Source organism: Klebsiella sp. C283 (assembly GCF_048822555.1).
GTDB lineage: Bacteria > Pseudomonadota > Gammaproteobacteria > Enterobacterales > Enterobacteriaceae > Klebsiella > Klebsiella quasipneumoniae.
In genome coordinates this window covers 19,421-39,436 of the sequence record NZ_JBMEZS010000007.1, presented here as the reverse complement: position 1 = coordinate 39,436, position 20,016 = coordinate 19,421, and the positions used below count along the sequence as shown (strand labels likewise).

20 protein-coding genes are annotated in these 20,016 nt (G+C 59.3%); 18 read left to right on the top strand and 2 right to left on the bottom strand.

All coding sequences use genetic code 11. The annotated features are described in order from the left end of the window. The first annotated feature begins 9 nt into the window (after positions 1–9). The 12 genes from ACOI7Z_RS14700 (at position 10) to ACOI7Z_RS14645 (ending at position 11,693) form a co-directional block, all read left to right on the top strand. Positions 10–390, top strand: a complete 381-nt coding sequence (locus ACOI7Z_RS14700; protein WP_064158449.1) for a 5-carboxymethyl-2-hydroxymuconate Delta-isomerase — start codon at positions 10–12, stop codon at positions 388–390. Between the two features lie 107 nt (positions 391–497). Then, positions 498–1,301: a 2-oxo-hept-4-ene-1,7-dioate hydratase gene (gene hpaH / locus ACOI7Z_RS14695; RefSeq protein ID WP_087849132.1), complete on the top strand. Its 804-nt coding sequence runs from the start codon at positions 498–500 to the stop codon at positions 1,299–1,301. Between the two features lie 10 nt (positions 1,302–1,311). Then, complete coding sequence (hpaI, locus tag ACOI7Z_RS14690; protein ID WP_087849131.1) at positions 1,312–2,109, top strand: 4-hydroxy-2-oxoheptanedioate aldolase; 798 nt, start codon at positions 1,312–1,314, stop codon at positions 2,107–2,109. Positions 2,110–2,130: 21 nt separating this feature from the next. Then, on the top strand, positions 2,131–3,489 hold the full coding sequence (hpaX, locus tag ACOI7Z_RS14685; protein ID WP_023291848.1) for a 4-hydroxyphenylacetate permease: 1,359 nt from the start codon (positions 2,131–2,133) through the stop codon (positions 3,487–3,489). 9 nt (positions 3,490–3,498) lie between these two features. Continuing rightward, positions 3,499–4,389, top strand: coding sequence for a 4-hydroxyphenylacetate catabolism regulatory protein HpaA (gene hpaA / locus ACOI7Z_RS14680; protein WP_023291847.1), 891 nt, complete (start codon positions 3,499–3,501; stop codon positions 4,387–4,389). A 223-nt stretch (positions 4,390–4,612) separates the two neighbouring features. Then, the gene (gene hpaB, locus ACOI7Z_RS14675; RefSeq protein ID WP_002887473.1) at positions 4,613–6,175 is read left to right on the top strand and encodes a 4-hydroxyphenylacetate 3-monooxygenase, oxygenase component; all 1,563 of its coding nucleotides are present in this window, start codon (positions 4,613–4,615) and stop codon (positions 6,173–6,175) included. Positions 6,176–6,194: 19 nt separating this feature from the next. After that, on the top strand, positions 6,195–6,707 hold the full coding sequence (locus ACOI7Z_RS14670; RefSeq protein WP_023291846.1) for a 4-hydroxyphenylacetate 3-monooxygenase reductase subunit: 513 nt from the start codon (positions 6,195–6,197) through the stop codon (positions 6,705–6,707). Positions 6,708–7,002: 295 nt separating this feature from the next. After that, complete coding sequence (btsT, locus tag ACOI7Z_RS14665; protein ID WP_044525281.1) at positions 7,003–9,153, top strand: pyruvate/proton symporter BtsT; 2,151 nt, start codon at positions 7,003–7,005, stop codon at positions 9,151–9,153. A gap of 110 nt (positions 9,154–9,263) precedes the next feature. Then, on the top strand, positions 9,264–9,467 hold the full coding sequence (locus ACOI7Z_RS14660; protein ID WP_002887451.1) for a YbdD/YjiX family protein: 204 nt from the start codon (positions 9,264–9,266) through the stop codon (positions 9,465–9,467). A gap of 11 nt (positions 9,468–9,478) precedes the next feature. Then, positions 9,479–10,435 carry a GTPase gene (gene yjiA / locus ACOI7Z_RS14655; RefSeq protein WP_087849130.1) on the top strand — a complete coding sequence of 319 codons (957 nt, stop codon included), beginning with the start codon at positions 9,479–9,481 and terminating at the stop codon, positions 10,433–10,435. Positions 10,436–10,827: 392 nt separating this feature from the next. Further along, positions 10,828–11,373 carry a YfaZ family outer membrane protein gene (locus ACOI7Z_RS14650; protein ID WP_023291843.1) on the top strand — a complete coding sequence of 182 codons (546 nt, stop codon included), beginning with the start codon at positions 10,828–10,830 and terminating at the stop codon, positions 11,371–11,373. Beyond that, positions 11,373–11,693 carry a hypothetical protein gene (locus tag ACOI7Z_RS14645; RefSeq protein ID WP_032454756.1) on the top strand — a complete coding sequence of 107 codons (321 nt, stop codon included), beginning with the start codon at positions 11,373–11,375 and terminating at the stop codon, positions 11,691–11,693. The genes ACOI7Z_RS14650 and ACOI7Z_RS14645 overlap by 1 nt, the downstream gene beginning before the upstream one ends. Positions 11,694–11,742: 49 nt before the next feature. On the opposite strand, the gene ACOI7Z_RS14640 is transcribed toward ACOI7Z_RS14645, so the two are convergent. Together ACOI7Z_RS14640 and ACOI7Z_RS14635 are read right to left on the bottom strand one after the other, a co-directional pair. Next, positions 11,743–13,113, bottom strand: a complete 1,371-nt coding sequence (locus ACOI7Z_RS14640) for an NAD-dependent succinate-semialdehyde dehydrogenase (protein WP_087849129.1) — start codon at positions 13,111–13,113, stop codon at positions 11,743–11,745. A 159-nt stretch (positions 13,114–13,272) separates the two neighbouring features. Beyond that, positions 13,273–14,175, bottom strand: a complete 903-nt coding sequence (locus ACOI7Z_RS14635) for an Rpn family recombination-promoting nuclease/putative transposase (protein WP_087849128.1) — start codon at positions 14,173–14,175, stop codon at positions 13,273–13,275. Positions 14,176–14,390: 215 nt separating this feature from the next. Here ACOI7Z_RS14635 and ACOI7Z_RS14630 point away from each other — a divergent pair, with 215 nt between their 5' ends. The 6 genes from ACOI7Z_RS14630 (at position 14,391) to ACOI7Z_RS14605 (ending at position 20,016) form a co-directional block, all read left to right on the top strand. Continuing rightward, positions 14,391–15,206 (top strand): AraC family transcriptional regulator, encoded by an 816-nt coding sequence (locus ACOI7Z_RS14630; protein ID WP_087849127.1) that lies wholly within the window; start codon positions 14,391–14,393, stop codon positions 15,204–15,206. A 47-nt stretch (positions 15,207–15,253) separates the two neighbouring features. Further along, positions 15,254–15,916 (top strand): LysE family translocator, encoded by a 663-nt coding sequence (locus tag ACOI7Z_RS14625; protein ID WP_023291838.1) that lies wholly within the window; start codon positions 15,254–15,256, stop codon positions 15,914–15,916. Continuing rightward, complete coding sequence (locus ACOI7Z_RS14620) at positions 15,909–17,201, top strand: DUF445 domain-containing protein (RefSeq protein WP_023291837.1); 1,293 nt, start codon at positions 15,909–15,911, stop codon at positions 17,199–17,201. Before ACOI7Z_RS14625 ends, ACOI7Z_RS14620 begins: the two co-directional genes overlap by 8 nt. A 53-nt stretch (positions 17,202–17,254) precedes the next feature. Further along, positions 17,255–18,502 carry a multidrug efflux MFS transporter MdtM gene (gene mdtM / locus ACOI7Z_RS14615; protein WP_023291836.1) on the top strand — a complete coding sequence of 416 codons (1,248 nt, stop codon included), beginning with the start codon at positions 17,255–17,257 and terminating at the stop codon, positions 18,500–18,502. 25 nt (positions 18,503–18,527) lie between these two features. Beyond that, a complete protein-coding gene (locus ACOI7Z_RS14610; RefSeq protein ID WP_004204157.1) occupies positions 18,528–18,767 on the top strand; it encodes a DUF2164 domain-containing protein in 240 nt (79 codons plus the stop codon). A gap of 97 nt (positions 18,768–18,864) precedes the next feature. Next, positions 18,865–20,016 carry a double-cubane-cluster-containing anaerobic reductase gene (locus ACOI7Z_RS14605; protein WP_060591540.1) on the top strand — a complete coding sequence of 384 codons (1,152 nt, stop codon included), beginning with the start codon at positions 18,865–18,867 and terminating at the stop codon, positions 20,014–20,016.

Below are 20,016 nucleotides of genomic sequence, written 5' to 3'. Positions count from 1 at the left end.
GGAGGCCCCATGCCGCATTTTATCGCCGAATGTACCGACAACATCCGCGAGCAGGCCGATCTGCCTGGGCTGTTCGCCAAAGTCAACGAGGCGCTGGCCGCTACCGGCATCTTTCCGATCGGCGGGATCCGCAGCCGTGCCCACTGGCTGGATACCTGGCAGATGGCCGACGGCAGGCAGGATTACGCCTTTGTCCATATGACGCTGAAGATCGGCTCCGGGCGCAGCCTGGAGAGCCGTCAGGACGTGGGAGATATGCTGTTCGCGCTGATCAAATCCCACTTCGCGGCGCTGATGGAGAGCCGCTACCTGGCGCTGTCGTTCGCCATGGAAGAGCTCGATCCGACGCTGAACTACAAACAGAACAACGTGCACGCCTTATTTAAATAACGTGCAAATTGCCCGGTGGCGCTGCGCTTACCGGGCCTACAGCGGCCATGAATTGTAGGCCGGATAAGCGAAGCGCCATCCGGCAATACAATGCCACAGGAATCACTATGCTCGATAAACAGACCCGAACCCTGATTGCCCAGCGGCTGAATCAGGCCGAAAAACAGCGTGAACAGATCCGCGCGATCTCGCTGGATTATCCGTCGATCACCATTGAGGACGCCTACGCCGTACAGCGCGAGTGGGTCGAGATGAAGATCGCCGAAGGCCGCGTACTCAAAGGCCACAAGATCGGCCTGACCTCGAAAGCCATGCAGGCCAGCTCGCAGATCAGCGAGCCGGACTACGGCGCGCTGCTTGACGATATGTTCTTCCACGACGGCAGCGATATCCCCACCGACCGTTTTATCGTTCCGCGTATCGAAGTCGAGCTGGCGTTCGTGCTGGCCAAACCGCTGCGCGGCCCGAACTGCACCCTGTTTGATGTCTACAACGCCACCGACTACGTGATCCCGGCGCTGGAGCTGATTGACGCCCGCTGCCACAACATCGACCCGGAAACCCAGCGCCCGCGTAAAGTGTTCGACACCATTTCCGATAACGCCGCCAACGCCGGGGTGATCCTCGGCGGCCGCCCGATCAAGCCCGACGAGCTGGATCTGCGCTGGATCTCCGCCCTGCTGTATCGCAACGGCGTGATTGAGGAGACCGGCGTCGCCGCGGGGGTGCTCAATCACCCGGCCAACGGCGTGGCCTGGCTGGCCAACAAACTGGCGCCGTACGATGTCCAGCTCGAAGCCGGGCAAATCATCCTCGGCGGCTCCTTCACCCGTCCGGTCCCGGCGCGCAAGGGCGATACCTTCCACGTTGATTACGGCACCATGGGCGCGATTAGCTGCCGGTTCGTCTAGGAGGAATATGATGAATAACGCCTTTAAAGACGCCATAAAAGCGGGTCGACCGCAGATTGGCCTGTGGCTGGGGCTGTGCAGTAGCTACAGCGCAGAACTGCTGGCCGGGGCCGGCTTCGACTGGCTGCTGATCGACGGCGAACACGCGCCTAACAATGTGCAAACGGTGCTGACCCAGCTTCAGGCCATCGCCCCCTACCCCAGCCAGCCGGTGGTCCGCCCGTCGTGGAACGACCCGGTGCAGATCAAACAGCTGCTGGATATCGGCGCGCAAACCCTGCTGGTGCCCATGGTGCAGAACGCCGATGAAGCGCGGCTGGCGGTCAGAGCCACCCGCTACCCGCCCGCCGGCATTCGCGGCGTCGGCAGCGCGCTGGCCCGCGCCTCGCGCTGGAACCGGGTGCCGGATTATCTTCACCAGGCCAACGACGCCATGTGCGTCCTGGTACAGATTGAGACCCGCGAAGCGCTGAAAAATCTGCCGCAGATCCTCGATGTCGACGGCGTGGACGGCGTGTTTATCGGCCCGGCGGACCTCAGCGCCGATATGGGCCATGGCGGCAATCCGCAGCACCCGGAAGTGCAGGCCGCCATTGAACAGGCCATCCAGCAAATCCGTCAGGCCGGTAAGGCGCCGGGGATCCTGATGGCCAATGAAGCGCTGGCGAAGCGCTATCTCGAACTGGGCGCGCTGTTCGTCGCCGTCGGCGTCGATACCACCCTGCTGGCGCGCGGCGCAGAAGCGCTGGCGGCCCGTTTTACCCACACCGCAACGACCACAACCGATAACAATAAATCCGTCTATTGAACGGATAATGTGGAGCGCAACATGACTACCTCTACCCTGCAACACAATGATAATAAAGCCGTTGAAGTAGAAAACCGGGTGATCAAAAAGCTGTTCCGCCGCCTGATTACCTTCCTGTTTGTTCTCTTTGTTTTCTCATTTTTGGACCGCATTAATATCGGCTTCGCCGGCCTGACGATGGGCAAAGACCTCGGCCTGACCTCCACCATGTTCGGCCTGGCGGCGACGCTGTTCTACGTCACCTACGTGCTGTGCGGGATCCCCAGCAATATCATGCTGGCGAAAGTCGGCGCGCGCCGTTGGATCGCCGGAATTATGGTGGTCTGGGGGATCGCCTCGACCTGCACCATGTTCGCCACCAGCCCGCATACGCTGTACATCCTGCGCATGCTGGTCGGCATCGCCGAGGCTGGTTTTCTACCGGGGATCCTCGTCTATCTGACCTGGTGGTTCCCGGCCTACCATCGCGCCCGCGCCAACGCCCTGTTTATGATCGCCATGCCGGTGACCATGATGCTCGGCTCGATACTTTCCGGCTATATTCTGGCGCTCGACGGCCTGTGGAACCTGAAGGGCTGGCAGTGGCTGTTTCTGCTGGAAGGCCTGCCGTCGGTGGTGCTCGGCGTCGTCACCTGGTTCTTCCTCAACGACACGCCGGATAAAGCCAACTGGCTCGATAGCGAAGAAAAACAGGCGCTGAAGGCGATGATCGATCGTGAACGGGAAAATGCGGCGGTCGTTCCGGCTTCGCCGCGTTCCACGCTGCGCGAAGTCCTGACGCCAGCGGTGCTGATGTATACCCTGGCCTACTTCTGCCTGACCAATACCCTGAGCGCCATTAATATCTGGACGCCGCAGATCCTGCAGAGCTTCAACACCGGCAGTAGCAACATCATGATTGGCCTGCTGGCGGCGATCCCGCAGTTCTGCACTATTTTCGGCATGATCTGGTGGAGCCGCCGCTCCGACCGGCGCAAAGAGCGCAAAATGCATACCATCCTGCCCTACCTGTTCGCCGCGGCGGGTTGGCTGCTGGCTTCGGCAACTCACCACAGCCTGATCCAGCTGATCGGCATTATTATGGCTTCTGTGGGATCCTTTACCGCGATGGCCATTTTCTGGACCACCCCGGATCGGGTGATCAGCCTGCAGTCGCGCGCGGTGGCGCTGGCGGTGATCAACGCCATCGGCAACGTCGGCTCTGCCGTCAGCCCGCTGTTGATCGGCATTTTGCGCGATACCACCGGCAGCTTTAGCTCCGGGCTGTGGTTTGTCGCCGGGCTGCTGATTGTCGGCGCGCTGGTGCTCACCCGCATTCCAATGAGCCAGCGTGAGGACGCCGCCGCCGCGCCGGGCTTAGCGGCGCAGAAAGGCCACTAAGGAGCGGGTATGTGCCAGCATTCCATCGCCAATATCGATATCAATAAAGATTACGACGAGAGCCTGGGCACCGAGGAGGTGCACTATCAGTCGTTTTCCCGCATGGCGGCCTTTTTTGGCCGCGACATGCAGGCGCATCGCCATGACCGCTATTTCCAAATGCACTATCTTGATACCGGGCAGATTGAGCTGCAGCTTGATGACCATCGCTATTCGGTGCAGGCGCCATTGTTTGTGTTAACGCCGCCCTCGGTGCCGCACGCCTTTATTACCGAGTCCGATAGCGATGGCCATGTGCTGACGGTGCACGAAGAACTCATCTGGCCGCTGCTGGAGGTGCTCTATCCCGGCACGCGGGAGACCTTCGGCCTGCCGGGGATCTGCCTGTCGCTGGCGGATAAACCCGACGAGCTGGCCGCGCTGGCCCACTACTGGCAGCTGATCCGCCGGGAATCCACTGCCCAGTTGCCGGGGCGCGAGCACACCCTGGCGCTGCTGGCGCAGGCGGTCTTTACCCTGCTATTGCGTAACGCAAAGCTCGACGATCACGCCGCCAGCGGCATGCGCGGCGAGCTGAAACTATTCCAGCGCTTTAACCAGATGATCGACAGCCACTACCATCAGCACTGGACGGTACCGGATTACGCCAGGGAGCTGCACCTGACCGAATCGCGGCTGACCGATATCTGTCGCCGCTTTGCCAACCGTTCGCCCAAACGGCTGATATTCGACCGCCAGCTGCGCGAGGCGAAGCGCCTGCTGCTGTTCTCCGATAGCGCCGTCAATGAGATAGCCTGGCAGCTGGGGTTTAAAGATCCCGCTTATTTTGCGCGTTTTTTTAGCCGCCAGGTCGGCTGCTCGCCCAGCAGCTACCGGGCGCAAAAAGTACCGGTATCGTAATTCCCCGCTGGCGCTGCGCCTGCCGGGCGATGGTCCACAGGTCGGTTCAGCGCCGCGCCAGCCGGCAAACGCTGCAGAGATCACAAAATTCACTCCCGCCTGAAAAGTACCCGTCATTGTCGCAAACGTCCCTTCACGACAAGCGCAATAACCGCTTCAATTGAACAACAAAAACAAAACATATATTTAACATCATTTTCCGATAAATACTGAAGAGGCCCCTATGAAACCTGAAGATTTCCGCGCCGACGCGAAACGCCCGTTAACTGGCGAAGAGTATTTAAAAAGCCTGCAGGATGGCCGCGAAATTTATATCTACGGCGAGCGCGTGAAGGATGTCACTACCCACCCGGCCTTCCGTAACGCCGCGGCCTCCGTCGCTCAACTGTACGATGCGCTGCACAAACCGGAGATGCAGGATTCCCTGTGCTGGGGCACCGATACCGGCAGCGGCGGCTACACCCATAAATTCTTCCGCGTGGCGAAAAGCGCCGACGATCTGCGCCAGCAGCGCGACGCCATCGCCGAGTGGTCGCGCTTAAGCTACGGCTGGATGGGCCGCACCCCGGACTATAAAGCCGCATTCGGCTGCGCGCTGGGCGCCAACCCGGCGTTTTACGGCCAGTTCGAGCAGAACGCCCGCAACTGGTACACCCGCATTCAGGAAACCGGCCTGTACTTTAACCATGCGATCGTCAACCCGCCGATCGACCGCCACAAGCCGGCCGATGAAGTGAAGGACGTCTACATCAAGCTGGAAAAAGAGACCGATGCCGGGATCATCGTCAGCGGCGCGAAAGTGGTGGCCACCAACTCGGCGCTGACCCACTACAACATGATCGGCTTCGGCTCCGCGCAGGTGATGGGCGAAAACCCGGACTTCGCGCTGATGTTCGTCGCGCCGATGGACGCCGAAGGCGTCAAGCTGATCTCCCGCGCCTCCTATGAGATGGTCGCCGGCGCGACCGGCTCCCCGTACGACTATCCGCTCTCCAGCCGTTTCGACGAGAACGACGCGATTCTGGTAATGGATAAGGTGCTGATCCCATGGGAGAACGTGCTGATTTATCGCGACTTCGACCGCTGCCGCCGCTGGACCATGGAAGGGGGGTTCGCCCGCATGTACCCGCTGCAGGCCTGCGTACGTCTGGCGGTAAAACTGGACTTTATCACCGCCCTGCTGAAGCGCTCGCTGGAATGTACCGGCACCCTCGAGTTCCGCGGCGTGCAGGCCGACCTCGGCGAAGTGGTGGCATGGCGCAACATGTTCTGGGCGCTGAGCGATTCCATGTGCTCGGAAGCGACGCCGTGGGTCAACGGCGCATGGCTGCCGGATCACGCCGCGCTGCAGACCTATCGCGTGATGGCCCCGATGGCCTACGCCAAGATCAAGAACATCATCGAGCGCAACGTCACCAGCGGCCTGATTTATCTGCCGTCCAGCGCCCGCGATCTGAACAACCCGCAGATTGACCAGTATCTGGCGAAGTATGTGCGCGGCTCCAACGGTATGGATCACGTTGAACGTATCAAGATCCTCAAACTGATGTGGGACGCCATCGGCAGCGAGTTCGGCGGCCGCCACGAGCTGTATGAAATCAACTACTCCGGTAGCCAGGATGAGATTCGCCTGCAGTGTCTGCGCCAGGCGCAGAGCTCCGGCAATATGGACAAGATGATGGCGATGGTCGACCGCTGCCTGTCCGAGTACGACCAGAACGGCTGGACGGTGCCGCATCTGCACAATAACGCTGATATCAACATGTTGGATAAGCTGCTGAAGTAATTCGCAGCGGGAGGTCATAATGCAATTAGATGAACAACGCCTGCGTTTTCGCGATGCCATGGCCAGCCTGTCGGCGGCGGTTAACGTGGTCACCACCGCAGGCGAAGCCGGCCGCTGCGGGATTACTGCCACGGCGGTGTGCTCGGTGACGGATACGCCGCCCTCGGTGATGGTGTGTATCAACGCCAACAGCGCGATGAACCCGGTGTTTCAGGGCAACGGCAAGTTGTGCATCAACGTGCTGAACCATGAACAGGAAATCATGGCCCGTCATTTCGCCGGGATGACCGGGGTGACGATGGAAGAGCGTTTTGCCCTCAGCGGCTGGCAGCAGGGCGCGCTCGGGCAGCCGGTGCTGAAGGGGTCGCTGGCCAGTCTCGAGGGGGAGATTAGCCAGGTACAAACCATCGGCACCCACCTGGTCTATCTGGTAGAAATCAGGAATATAACCCTGAGCCAGCAGGGCCACGGGCTGATCTACTTTAAGCGCCGCTTCCACCCGGTAATGATGGAAATGGAAGTCGCAGTGTAATCGCCTTGTCTGCTCCTCCCCGGTTGGGGAGGAGCGTTAACCCACAGCGTCTCAGGCCACAATCTCCTGTGATCACAATCACATAATCCCGCCCTGTTCACTTCGTAGCCAACCGCTTACCCCTTCCAGTAACCGCTTAACCTCCTATATAACCACTCACCCATTTACTCATCTTTACGCGCGCGCCGGTCTGGCAAGATCGGAGACAGCCTAGCTAATCAATACCTCTATCAACCCTTACTTAAAACCAGACGGCTTCGGCCAATTATTCATCTCATTAACGCCAGGTTTTACTATGGATACCAAAAAACTATTCAAGCACATACCCTGGGTGATTCTCGGGATCATCGGGGCATTTTGCCTCTCAGTCGTCGCCCTGCGCCGCGGTGAGCACGTCAGTGCCCTGTGGATCGTGGTGGCGTCGGTTTCCGTGTATCTCGTCGCCTACCGGTATTACAGCCTGTATATCGCGCAGAAGGTGATGAAGCTTGACCCGACGCGCTCCACGCCAGCGGTCATTAATAACGATGGCCTGAACTATGTGCCGACCAACCGCTACGTGCTGTTTGGCCACCACTTTGCCGCGATTGCCGGCGCCGGTCCGCTGGTGGGCCCGGTGCTCGCCGCGCAGATGGGCTACCTGCCGGGCACCCTGTGGCTGCTGGCGGGCGTCGTGCTGGCAGGCGCGGTACAGGACTTTATGGTGCTGTTTATCTCCTCACGGCGTAACGGCGCCTCGCTGGGCGAGATGATCAAACAGGAGATGGGTCCCGTACCTGGCTCCATCGCGCTGTTCGGCTGCTTCCTGATAATGATCATCATCCTCGCGGTGCTGGCGCTGATCGTGGTGAAAGCGCTGGCGGAAAGCCCGTGGGGCGTCTTCACCGTCTGCTCGACGGTGCCAATTGCCCTGTTCATGGGGATCTACATGCGCTTCCTGCGCCCGGGCCGCGTAGGCGAAGTATCGGTCATCGGTATCGTCCTGCTGGTGGCGTCTATTTACTTCGGCGGCGTGATTGCCCACGACCCGTACTGGGGCCCGGCGCTGACCTTTAAAGACACCACCATCACCTTTACCCTGATTGGCTACGCGTTTATCTCGGCTCTGCTGCCGGTATGGCTGATTCTGGCGCCGCGCGACTACCTGGCGACCTTCCTGAAAATCGGCGTCATCGTTGGCCTGGCGCTGGGTATCGTGATCCTTAACCCGGACCTGAAAATGCCGGCGGTGACCCAGTACATTGACGGTACCGGTCCGCTGTGGAAAGGCGCCCTGTTCCCGTTCCTGTTTATCACTATTGCCTGCGGCGCGGTCTCCGGCTTCCACGCCCTGATCGCCTCCGGCACCACGCCGAAGCTGCTGGCCAACGAAACCGACGCCCGCTTTATCGGCTACGGCGCAATGCTGATGGAGTCCTTCGTGGCGGTGATGGCGCTGGTGGCGGCATCGATTATCGAACCGGGCCTCTACTTCGCGATGAACACCCCGCCGGCGGGTCTGGGCATCACCATGCCGAACCTGCACGAAATGGGCGGTGAAAACGCGGCGCTGATTGCCGCCCAGCTGAGGGATGTCACCGCTCACGCGGCAGCGACCGTCAGCTCCTGGGGCTTCGTGATCTCACCTGAGCAGATCCTGCAAACCGCGAAAGATATCGGCGAACCGTCGGTACTGAACCGCGCAGGCGGCGCGCCGACGCTGGCCGTGGGTATCGCTCATGTGTTCCACAAAATCATCCCGATGGCGGATATGGGCTTCTGGTACCACTTCGGTATCCTGTTTGAAGCGCTGTTTATCCTCACCGCGCTGGATGCCGGGACCCGCGCAGGCCGCTTTATGCTGCAGGATCTGCTGGGTAACTTCGTGCCGTTCCTGAAAAAAACCGACTCGCTGGTCGCCGGGATTATCGGTACCGCCGGCTGCGTCGGGCTGTGGGGCTACCTGCTGTATCAGGGCGTGGTCGATCCGCTGGGCGGCGTGAAGAGCCTGTGGCCGCTGTTCGGTATCTCTAACCAGATGCTGGCCGCGGTGGCGCTGGTGCTTGGCACCGTGGTGCTGGTCAAAATGCAGCGCACCAAATATATCTGGGTCACCGTGATCCCGGCTGCGTGGCTGCTGCTGTGCACCACCTGGGCGCTGGGCCTGAAGCTGTTCAGCACCAACCCGCAGATGGAAGGCTTCTTCTTTATGGCTCAGCAGTATAAAGAGAAGATCGCTTCCGGCGGCGAACTGACCGCACAGCAGATTGCCAACATGAACCATATCGTGGTCAACAACTACACCAACGCCGGCCTGAGCATCCTGTTCCTGGTGGTGGTGTACAGCATCATCTTCTACGGCATCAAAACCTGGCTCACTGTCCGCAACAATAAAGTGCGTACCGACAAAGAGACCCCGTACGTGCCGGTACCGGAAGGCGGCGTGAAGACCTCGTCACATCATTAACCCCGATGCCGGATGGCGCTACGCTTATCCGGCCTACAAAAAAGCGCATCAACGTAGGCCGGAGAAGGCGCTAGCCGCCATCCGGCTTTATTCGTTATCTGGAACTTACAATGTTTGGTAACTTAGGTCAGGCAAAAAAATATCTCGGTCAGGCGGCGAAAATGCTGATTGGCATTCCGGATTACGACAACTACGTCACCCATATGCAAACCAACCATCCGGATCAGCCGTACATGACTTATGAAGAATTCTTCCGCGAACGCCAGCAGGCCCGCTACGGCGGCGACGGCAAAGGCGGCGTCCGCTGCTGTTAATGGAGGCAATAATGGCACCAATTGCAGTCACCCTACTCACCGGTTTTCTCGGCGCAGGTAAAACCACCCTGTTGCGCCATATTCTCAACGAACAGCACGGCTTTAAAATCGCCGTGATTGAAAATGAATTTGGCGAAGTCGCCGTTGACGATCAGCTGATCGGCGACCGCGCCACGCAGATTAAAACCCTGACCAACGGCTGCATCTGCTGTACGCGCTCCAACGAACTGGAAGACGCCCTGCTCGATCTGCTCGACAGCCGCGACCGCGGTGAAATCGAGTTCGACCGGCTGGTGATTGAATGCACCGGCATGGCCGACCCGGGGCCGATTATCCAGACCTTTTTCTCCCACGAGGTGCTTTGCGAGCGCTATCTGCTGGATGGCGTGATCGCCCTGGTGGATGCGGTCCATGCCGACCAGCAGATGGATCAGTTCACCATCGCCCAGTCGCAGGTAGGCTACGCAGACCGCATTTTGCTGACCAAAACTGATGTTGCCGGCGACACCGAAAAATTGCGCGAACGGCTGGCGCGCATTAATGCCCGGGCGCCGATTTATACCGTCATTCACGGCGATATCGATCTTAGCCAGCTGTTTAACACCAGCGGCTTTATGCTGGAAGAGAACGTCGTAAACAGCAAACCGCGTTTCCACTTTATGGCAGATAAGCAAAACGACGTGTCATCAATCGTGGTTGAGATGGATTACCCGGTGGATATCAGCGAAGTGTCGCGTGTAATGGAAAATCTGCTGCTCTCCTTCGCCGAGCAATTGATGCGCTATAAAGGGATGCTGTGGATCGACGGCGAGCCAAATCGCCTGCTGTTCCAGGGCGTGCAGCGCCTCTACAGCGCCGACTGGGATCGCCCGTGGGGCGATGAAACGCCGCACAGCACGCTGGTGTTTATCGGCATTCAGTTGCCGGAAGAGGAGATTCGCGCGGCATTTGCCGGGCTACGACGCTAATCTGCCCGCCTGCGCGCTAAGGCGCAGGCCCCCTTCTCTCCCCGTACATCGTCAAAGACAGGGTTAAAACGTCGTCATCGCGTCGAAAAATGTAAATCAACGTTTTTATAAGTAACAGCAGAAACACTTTTGGAAATAATAAGAAATTCAATGAATAGGATGCTTAATAATTAATGCCCGCCCTGTTCAGTTTCTGTTTAGCCCACCCATTAAACTGTGGCTAAACAGACCAAATTTGATGATTGACCTCGCCATAACCCAACGTCATGACAACATTTTCAAAACACTTCCCTGACAAACACAGCATAAAAAATCGACGTAAGTCACATTTGCAGAGGTAAACATCGATTGTTAAGGTGCCCTCAGACAAATTTAATGACGAGGAGCAAACCATGAAAAAGCTTAACATCCTGATTGTTGCTGCCCTGACCGCGGTCTCTGGTTCCGCCATGGCAATGGGGTTTACCGTTGAACAAGGTAAGAATTTTACCAACCTGAATATGGAAATGGGTAAATCCTCTTCCGGCCTGTATGCCGAAAGCCACTGGCTGAAGAATACCGATGATGGTAGCCAGACCGGCGGCGTTGGCGCGGGTTACAATCTGGAAGTTGGCCCGGTGATGCTCAACGCTGGCGCGAAAGCTATCTACCTCGGGCCGAAAAAAGGCGATAACGGCGTCGCGTTTCCGGTCGGCGGCGGAGTGAACGTGGCCCTGACCGACAGCATCCACGTGTTTGGCGAAGGGTATGTCGCCCCCGACGGCCTGAACAACAGCGTGAAAAACTATGTTGAGGCGAACGGCGGCGTGAGCTGGTCCCCGGTTGGTCCACTGACCCTGAAGGTCGGTTACCGTCACGTGAGCGTTGACGGCAAAGAGGGCCGCCCAAACCACACCCTGATTGATGGCGCCTACGTGGGCGGCGGGATTACCTTCTGATGAAATCACGTCTCGCCGCGCTCTCTGCGCTGAGCCTGGCGTTGCTGCTCACCGGCTGCACTCAGTATACCTGGGTGAAGCCGGGTTTAAGCGATGCCGACATGCATAAAAAGCTCACCGAATGTGAAGCGCAGGCCCTGGTCGATCTCCCTCCGGATAACGTGGTGACCGGGTCCAGTTCAGAAAAAAGCGACAAAAAGCATAAGAAACAGGATGTTGAAACAAGTTATACGGTAGAAGACGCGAATGAATATCAGCGGGAGACCTTAGTCGACAGCTGTATGTTCAAAAGCGGCTGGGATAAAGTCGAAGTGCAATAAATCTATTATAAAAAAACCTGCCGGATGGCAGGTTTTTTTATGGTCGGGCTTAGCGGCGAACCACCACCAGCTTTTGGTTCACAAACTCTTTGATGCCGAGATCGGAGAGCTCCCGGCCATAACCGGAACGCTTCACGCCGCCAAACGGCAGTTCAGGCGCGGTATCGGTCAGCCAGTTGATATAGACCATCCCGGTTTCAATGGCGGATGCCATCCGTTTAGCGCGTTCGATATCCTGACTGAACACCGCGCCGCCCAGGCCATAGTGAGAATCGTTGGCAAGCGCAATCGCCTCCTCATCGTTTTTCACCACGTAGATCTGCGCCACCGGGCCAAAGAACTCTTCGAAGTACGCCGGGTTGTCGCGGGTGATACCGGTCAGGATAGTGGGTTCAAAGAAGTTGCCGTCTCGCGCCACGGGCTTGCCGCCCAGATGCAGCGTGGCGCCGTGTTTGACCGCCTCGCCAACCTGCTTGCTTAAGGTTTCCAGCGCATCTTTAGAGGAGAGCGGCCCCAGCGTGGTGCTTTCATCCAGCGGATCGCCTATTTTTACCTGGCGAAACGCCTCGCTAAATTTCGTCAGAAACGACTCAGCGATGTTCTCATGCAGGATAAACCGCTTGGCGGCAGTACACACCTGGCCGGCGTTGTTCAGCCGCGCCTGGACGCCGATTTTCACCGCGCGATCGAGGTCGGCATCGTCGAGCACCACAAACACATCGTTGCCGCCGAGTTCCAGGGTCGATTTTTTAATATGCTTCGCCGCCTGCGCCGCCACCACGCTGCCAGCTTTTTCCGACCCGGTCAGCGCCGCGCCCTGCACACGATCGTCGGCGATAATCTTCGCCACCTGATCCTGGGAGATAAACAGATTGGTCCACGCCCCATCTGGTGCGCCGGCCTCGCGCACCAGATGAGCAAAGGTCTCCGCGCAGTGCGGCACAATGCTGGCGTGTTTGGCGATAACCGGGTTCCCGGCCGCCAGGTTTGGCGCCAGGACGCGCATCAGCTGGTAATAGGGGAAGTTCCACGGTTCCACCGCCACTAATACACCGATGGGATGGTGTTCAACCCAGGCGTCGCCGAGTTCGGTGGGATATTTCACCGGCGCCAGCATCGATTTGGCGTTATCGGCGTAGTAGCGGGCGATTTGCGCGCACAGTTTCACTTCGCCGCGGCTCTGCTTAATGAGTTTCCCCATCTCCTCGCTGGCGATTTTCGCCAGATCTTCCGCCCGGCTGTCGATCAGATCCGCCAGCTTATGCAGCACAGCCAGGCGCGGTTCGATATCCCCTTTCGCCCAAGCCGAATGATAGAGCGCATCCGCCTGCCGCAGCGCCGCTTCCACGTCCGCATCGCTGTGCGCCGGGTACGTTTTAATAAGCTGATTGTTCGCAGGATTCACCGTCTGATAGGCCATATCGCATGTCTCCTTGTTATCGCTATTAAGGCAGTCAAAAATGCCGTTAAGGATATTAAGGGTAGTCGAGATGGCTGGCGATGCGGGTAAAGTTAGGTATATCCGGAATATTCCATAACGGTGGCTAACCGGGGCGACCGTCAGGCCGCCCCGGCGTTATCAATGCGCCAGCGCGGCGATCTCGTCGGCGGTCAGGCCGGTGATTTTCACCACCGTCTCGCAGGCAATGCCGTCGGCCAGCATCCTCTGGGCAATGCGCAGCGCCTCGGCATGCTGTCCTTCACGCTTGCCTTTTCTGCGCCACACTTCCTGTAATCGTTCGGCGATGGTCATTAATCTCTCCCTGTGCTGAGGAACCCGTTGCGCCACTTCCTGGATAAACCGGCCAAAGCGACGCGCGTTGCCAGTCTGCAGTAGATAATTAAACAGCGTTTTTATCTGCCTGTCATTAGCGTCACCGCTAAGTAAAATCGTCGTCAGCTGCTCAACAATCGCCATTAAATCGCGCTGGCGAATATGCTTCTGTATCAGCTCGAGTAATGCCACCCGCCGGTGGCGAACGATCTCATCGTCGGGGATCACCGTGATATCCACCAGCGGAAAGGGCGAGGCATAAAGCTCCCTCGCCAGCGGTGGATCGACAAAGCAGTCCAGCCAGTTGAGCGACCACGGGTATGGCGTGGTCGCTCCGTGATAGAACAGCATCGGCACCACCAGCGGCAGTCTGGTATGACCGCTATCCAGATGGCGCTGCATCGCGGCGATGGCGTAGCGCATCAGGCGGAAGGCCATCTGCGCATCCGGCGAGCTCTGATGTTCGATAACCACATAAATGTATCCCTCGCCAGACGCGGTTTTGAGTGACCACAGCACATCGGAGTACCAGGCCCGCAGGCTCTCCTCGATAAAGCTTGCCGACTCCAGCTGTAAGGTATCGAGGTCGCAGCGCTGACGCAGCGCAGGCGGTAGATGGATCGCCAGGAAATCACGAGCGATGTCGGCCTGAGTGAGAAACTGTTTAAACACCGCATCATGCGGCGTCGAGGTGGTGCCCTTTGCCATCGGCTCATCCCTGCCTGCTTATCCTGCAGGGACTCTACCTCCCATGAATGTCGCTGACACCCCGGAAACCGGGATTTTACATTCCGCGACGAAAACATATTTCCCCGGACTGCAAGCGTGACATCCTTTTTCGACGCGGTACGCAAATCCCGGCGGGCGACAGCCTTGGCGCAGCATGCTATAAACGATTTATCCCCTCAGCAAAGGTCGATGCGGTGAACCATACCCGAGATATTCCCCAAACCTTCTGGCGAGACGAACGCCTGCCGTGGCTGGAGCTGCGCAGCACCTGGCGCAGCCGTCAGGCCTATAAGCGCCACAGCCACCCGCAGCTCTCGGTGGGGGCGATTATCGACGGTGAAACGCGCTGCCTGTGCAATGGTCAGGAATATCTCCTGCAGCCCGGGGATCTGATCGTGATCCCGCCGCACGCGCCGCATAGCTGTAATCCGCTGCGTGACCGGCCGCGCAGCTATCATATGCTGTACCTGGAGGCGGCATGGTGCCATGCGCAGCGGCCGGATATTCCCCCTGGCGCCAGTATCACCTCGCCGCAGCCACTGCTGCGCGACAGCCCTCTCTTTGCCTGCTTCCAGCAGATTGTCGTCCTGATGAGCCGCGGCCGCATTGAGCAACTGCCCGCCCGGCTGGCGCAGCTCCTGCACGCGCTGCCGCTATGCGCCGCCGCGCCGCAGGCGCCACATCACGCCAGCGCCCTGCTGTTTCAGCGCCTGGCGACAGATCTGCCGGCGCCGCCATCGCTGGATAAGCTGGCCCACGACAGCGCGCTACGTAAAGAGACCGTTATCCGCGCCGTGAAACAGGATACCGGCCTGACGCCCGCCAGTTTGATCAATATGGCGCGCATTGAATATGCGAAAACGCGCTTACGTGCCGGGGACCCTATTGCCGACGTCGGCTATCAGGCCGGCTTTGCCGATCAGAGCCATTTCCATAAAACCTTCGTCAGTTATACCGCCGCCACGCCGCGGCAGTATGCGCAAAGCCGATCAATTTCCGACAATAAGTAATTTTCCACCTGGCGTAGGGTGGCCTCAGCACCATTATCGAGGCCACTATGAATACCTTATCGACTCTCTTCCCCGCCGCCTTTCCGGCGTTAGCCCTGTCCCACTTTGTCGCTCTGCTCAGCCCGGGCCCCGATTTTTTTCTGCTGGTCGGTTACGCTGTACGCTACCGGATCCGCGGCAGCCTCGGACTGTGTCTCGGCATCGCCGCCGGCAATGCGCTGTATATTGTTCTGGCCATCGTTGGCTGGGGGCTTCTGCGCCAGGCGCCGCTGCTGTTTTTGCTCATCGAGCTGCTGGGCGCAGGCTATTTACTGTGGATTGGCAGCCTGCTGATTCGCAGCCGTCCCGCGGCGCTGGCGGTGGAGAGCGTTCGCGCATCGTGTCCGGGGTTCGGCAAGCAGCTGCTGCTGGGGCTGGGGTCATCGCTGCTCAACCCGAAGAACGCGCTGTTTTATCTGGCGCTGATGACCTCCCTGCTGGGGCCGGCGGTTACCTTGCTGCAGCAAACGGTAAGTGGCCTGTGGATGGTCAGCGTGGTGTTCTTCTGGGATTTACTGCTGGTGAGCGCGATTGCGCTGCCGCAGGTACAGCACCGCCTGAGCGCCATCGTCTGGCGGGTCGAGCGGGCGGCGGGGGCGATCCTGATGATGTTCGGTCTGTGGATTATCTGGCGATTTTTGCACGACCTCGCCGTCAGGTTATATGCTTAAGTTTATGGAAAAACTCGCTGAACTGAAACGCGCCAAACTGCTGGCGCTGTCGCTGCTGCTGATCGCCGCCGCGCTATTTATCACCACCCTGCTGCTGCCGCCGACGCCATGGGTCAGCGCGCTGAAGGCCATTTCCGAAGCGGCGATGGTCGGGGCGCTGGCCGACTGGTTTGCGGTGGTGGCCCTGTTTCGTCGTATTCCGCTGCCCTTTGTCGCCCGCCATACCGCGATTATCCCGCGCAACAAAGATCGCATCGCCGACAACCTCGGCCGCTTTGTGGAAGAGAAGTTCCTCGATACCCCGTCGCTGGTGGCGCTGATCCGCCGCTATCAACCAGCTCTGATGCTCGGCAACTGGTTCAGCCAGCCGGAGAACGCCCGGCGGGTCGGCCAGCACCTGCTGCAGGTGATGAGCGGTTTTCTCGAACTGACCGATGACGCCCGCATTCAGCGCCTGCTGCGGCGCGCGGTGCATAAGGCGATCGATAAGGTCGACCTGACGCAGACCAGCGCCATGATGCTGGAGGGGCTGACCCGCGACAACCGCCATCAAAAGCTGTTGGATTCGCTGATAAATCAGCTGATCGCCCTGCTGCAGCGCGACAGCTCCCGCGCCTTTATCGCCCGCGGCATCGTGCGCTGGCTGGAGACCGAACACCCGCTGAAGGCCAGGCTATTACCCACCGAGTGGCTCGGCGAGCACAGCGCCGAGATGGTCACCGACGCCGTGAATACCCTGCTGGACGAGGTCACTCACGATCGCACCCACCAGATCCGCCAGACCTTTGACCGCGCGACGCAAAAGCTAATCGATAACCTGAAATCCGACCCGGAACTGGCGCAGAAGGCAGATAACATCAAAGCCTGGCTGAAAAATGATGAGACCTTCAACCGCTATCTTGGCGAAGTGTGGGGCGACCTGCGCGGTTGGGTAAAAAACGATATCAGCAGCGACGACTCGCGTATTAAGCAGCGCATCGCCGAGGCTGGCCAGTGGTTCGGTGAAACCTTACTCCGCGACGACGCGCTGCGCGAATCGCTTAACGAACACCTGGAGCAGGCGGCGCATCGGGTGGCGCCGGAGTTCGCCGCCTTCCTCACTCGGCATATCAGCGACACGGTGAAGAGCTGGGACGCCCGCGATATGTCGCGGCAGATCGAGCTTAATATCGGTAAAGATCTGCAGTTCATCCGCATCAACGGCACCCTGGTGGGGGGAACCATCGGCCTGTTGTTGTGGCTGCTCTCGCAGATCCCGTCGCTGCTGCATCTGCATATTGGTTAGCAATGATACTATCTGAACAATAGCGCTGAAAAATATTCCACAGGGAGGGCGAGATGATGCACCGGATGACCCGCTGGCTAACCCGGCACGCCGCCGCGCTGTTCTTCCCGGCGGCGCTCATTCTGTATGATTTTTCCGCCTATCTCACCACCGACCTGATCCAGCCGGGGATCCTGCACGTGGTGCGGGATTTCAACGCCGATGTGGCGCTGGCTCCAGCCTCGGTGAGCCTGTATATGGCCGGCGGCATGGCGCTGCAGTGGCTGCTGGGGCCGCTCTCTGACCGGATCGGACGGCGTCCGGTACTGCTCACCGGCGCGCTGATTTTCACCCTCGCCTGCCTGGCGACGCTGTTCACCACCTCCATGACCCAGTTCCTGATCGCCCGCTTCGTGCAGGGCACCAGCATCTGCTTTATCGCCACCGTCGGCTACGTCACCGTACAGGAAGCCTTTGAGGAAAAAAGGTCGATCAGGCTGATGGCGGTGATCACCTCCGTCGTGCTGGTGGCGCCGATCGTCGGCCCGCTCTCCGGCGCGGCGCTGATGCATTTTATCCACTGGAAAGCGCTGTTCGGCATTATCGCCGCCATGGGGCTGGTGGCCTGGCTGGGGCTGCTGTTGACCATGCCGGAGACGGTGCGCCGCGGCGATGTGCCGTTCAGCCCCCTGGGCGTGCTGCGCGATTTTCGCAACGTCTTTCGCAACCGCATCTTTTTGCTCGGCGCCGCCACGCTGTCGCTGAGCTATATTCCGCTGATGAGCTGGGTGGCGGTATCGCCGGTGATTTTAATGGACGCCGGCGGGCTGACCACCAGCGAGTTCGCCTGGAGCCAGGTGCCGGTCTTCAGCGCCGTCATCATTGCCAACCTGTCGGTGGCGCGCTGGGTAAAAGATCCCACCCGTCCGCGCTTTGTGCTGAGCGCGGTGCCGGTACAGATGCTCGGCCTGGCCATCCTGATCGTCGGGAATCTGGCCTGGCCGCACGTCTGGCTGTGGTCGGTGCTCGGCACCTGCTTCTACGCCTTTGGCATCGGGCTGATTTTCCCGACGCTGTTCCGCTTTACCCTCTTTTCCAACGACCTGCCGAAAGGCACGGTCTCCGCCTCGCTGAATATCGTGATCCTCAGCGTCAGCGCCTTATCGATTGAAGGCGCTCGCTGGCTGTGGTTCCATGGCGGGAGACTGCCCTTCCACCTGTTGGCGGTGGTCGCGGGGCTCGCCGCCGCCTGCTGCCTCGCCGGACTGTTACGCCACCAGCGTCAGTGTGCGCAAGCGGTCATTGAAGCCCGGCAGTCGTGACCCCTTTTACGGAGAAAGCCCCATCATGAGTGAGATTGAACTCAGCCCGGCGCAGCGCGACCTGCTGCGCGACAGGCTCAGCAAGTACTGCGAAGAGACATTTAACCTCGAACTGGAGCAGTTTGACGCTGAATTTTTTGTCGACTTTATCGCCCAGGAGCTGGGGCCGCTGTTTTACAACGCCGGTATCGAAGAGGCCATCCGCACCCATCTGGCATGGAGCGAGCGGATCCAGGAAGAGATGGATTTAAAGAAGGTCTATTAACGCCGCGCGCAGACGCAGGAGATCAATAAAAGCATACAAACAACAGGGTTATAATGGCGACTCTTTCAGCATCTCCCGTGTACGGGGAAGGAAAACCATGTCGCTTATCACCGATCTACCCGCCATTTTTGACCAGTTCTCGGAAGCTCGCCAGAAGGGCTTTCTCACCGTCATGGATCTTAAAGAGCAGAACGTGCCGCTGGTGGGCACCTACTGCACCTTTATGCCTCAGGAGATCGCCATGGCGGCGGGGGCCGTGGTGGTCTCGCTGTGCTCTACCTCCGATGAAACCATCGAGGAAGCGGAAAAAGATCTGCCGCGCAACCTCTGTCCGTTAATCAAAAGCAGCTACGGCTTCGGCAAAACCGATAAATGCCCCTATTTCTATTTCTCTGACCTGGTGGTTGGGGAAACCACCTGCGACGGTAAAAAGAAAATGTACGAGTACATGGCCGAGTTCAAGGCGGTCCACGTCATGCAGCTGCCGAACAGCGCCAGCGACGCGGCCTCCCGCGCCCTGTGGAAAGCGGAGATCCTGCGCCTGCAGCAGGTGATTGAGGCGCAGTTTGGCGCGCCGATTAGCGAGGCGGCGCTGCGCGAGGCCATCGTGCTGAAAAACCGCGAACGCCGGGCGCTGGCCCACTTTTATCATCTCGGGCAGCTCAATCCGCCGGCGCTCAGCGGCGGCGACATCCTGAAAGTGGTGTATGGCGCCACCTTCCGCTTCGACAAAACCGCGCTGATTGACGAGCTCAACGCCATGGCGGAGCGCATCCGTCAGGAGTGGCGGCAGGGTCAACGACTGGCCTCACGCCCGCGCATTCTGATCACCGGCTGCCCGATCGGCGGGGCGGCGGAGAAAGTGGTTCGCGCCATCGAAGAAAACGGCGGCTGGGTGGTGGGCTATGAAAACTGCACCGGCGCGAAGGCGACCGAGCGCTGCGTGGCGGAAGAGGGTGACGTCTACGACGCCTTAACCGATAAATATCTCGCCATCGGCTGCTCCTGTATTTCCCCTAACGATCAGCGCCTGCAGCTGCTGAGCCAGATGGTGGAGGAGTACCAGGCCGACGGGGTAATCGACGTCATCCTGCAGGCCTGCCATACCTATGCCGTGGAATCGCTGGCCATTAAACGCCATCTGCGCCAGCAGCACGACCTTCCTTATATGGCGATTGAAACCGACTATTCGACAGCGGACCTCGGCCAGCTCAGCACCCGCGTCGCCGCCTTTATCGAAATGCTGTAA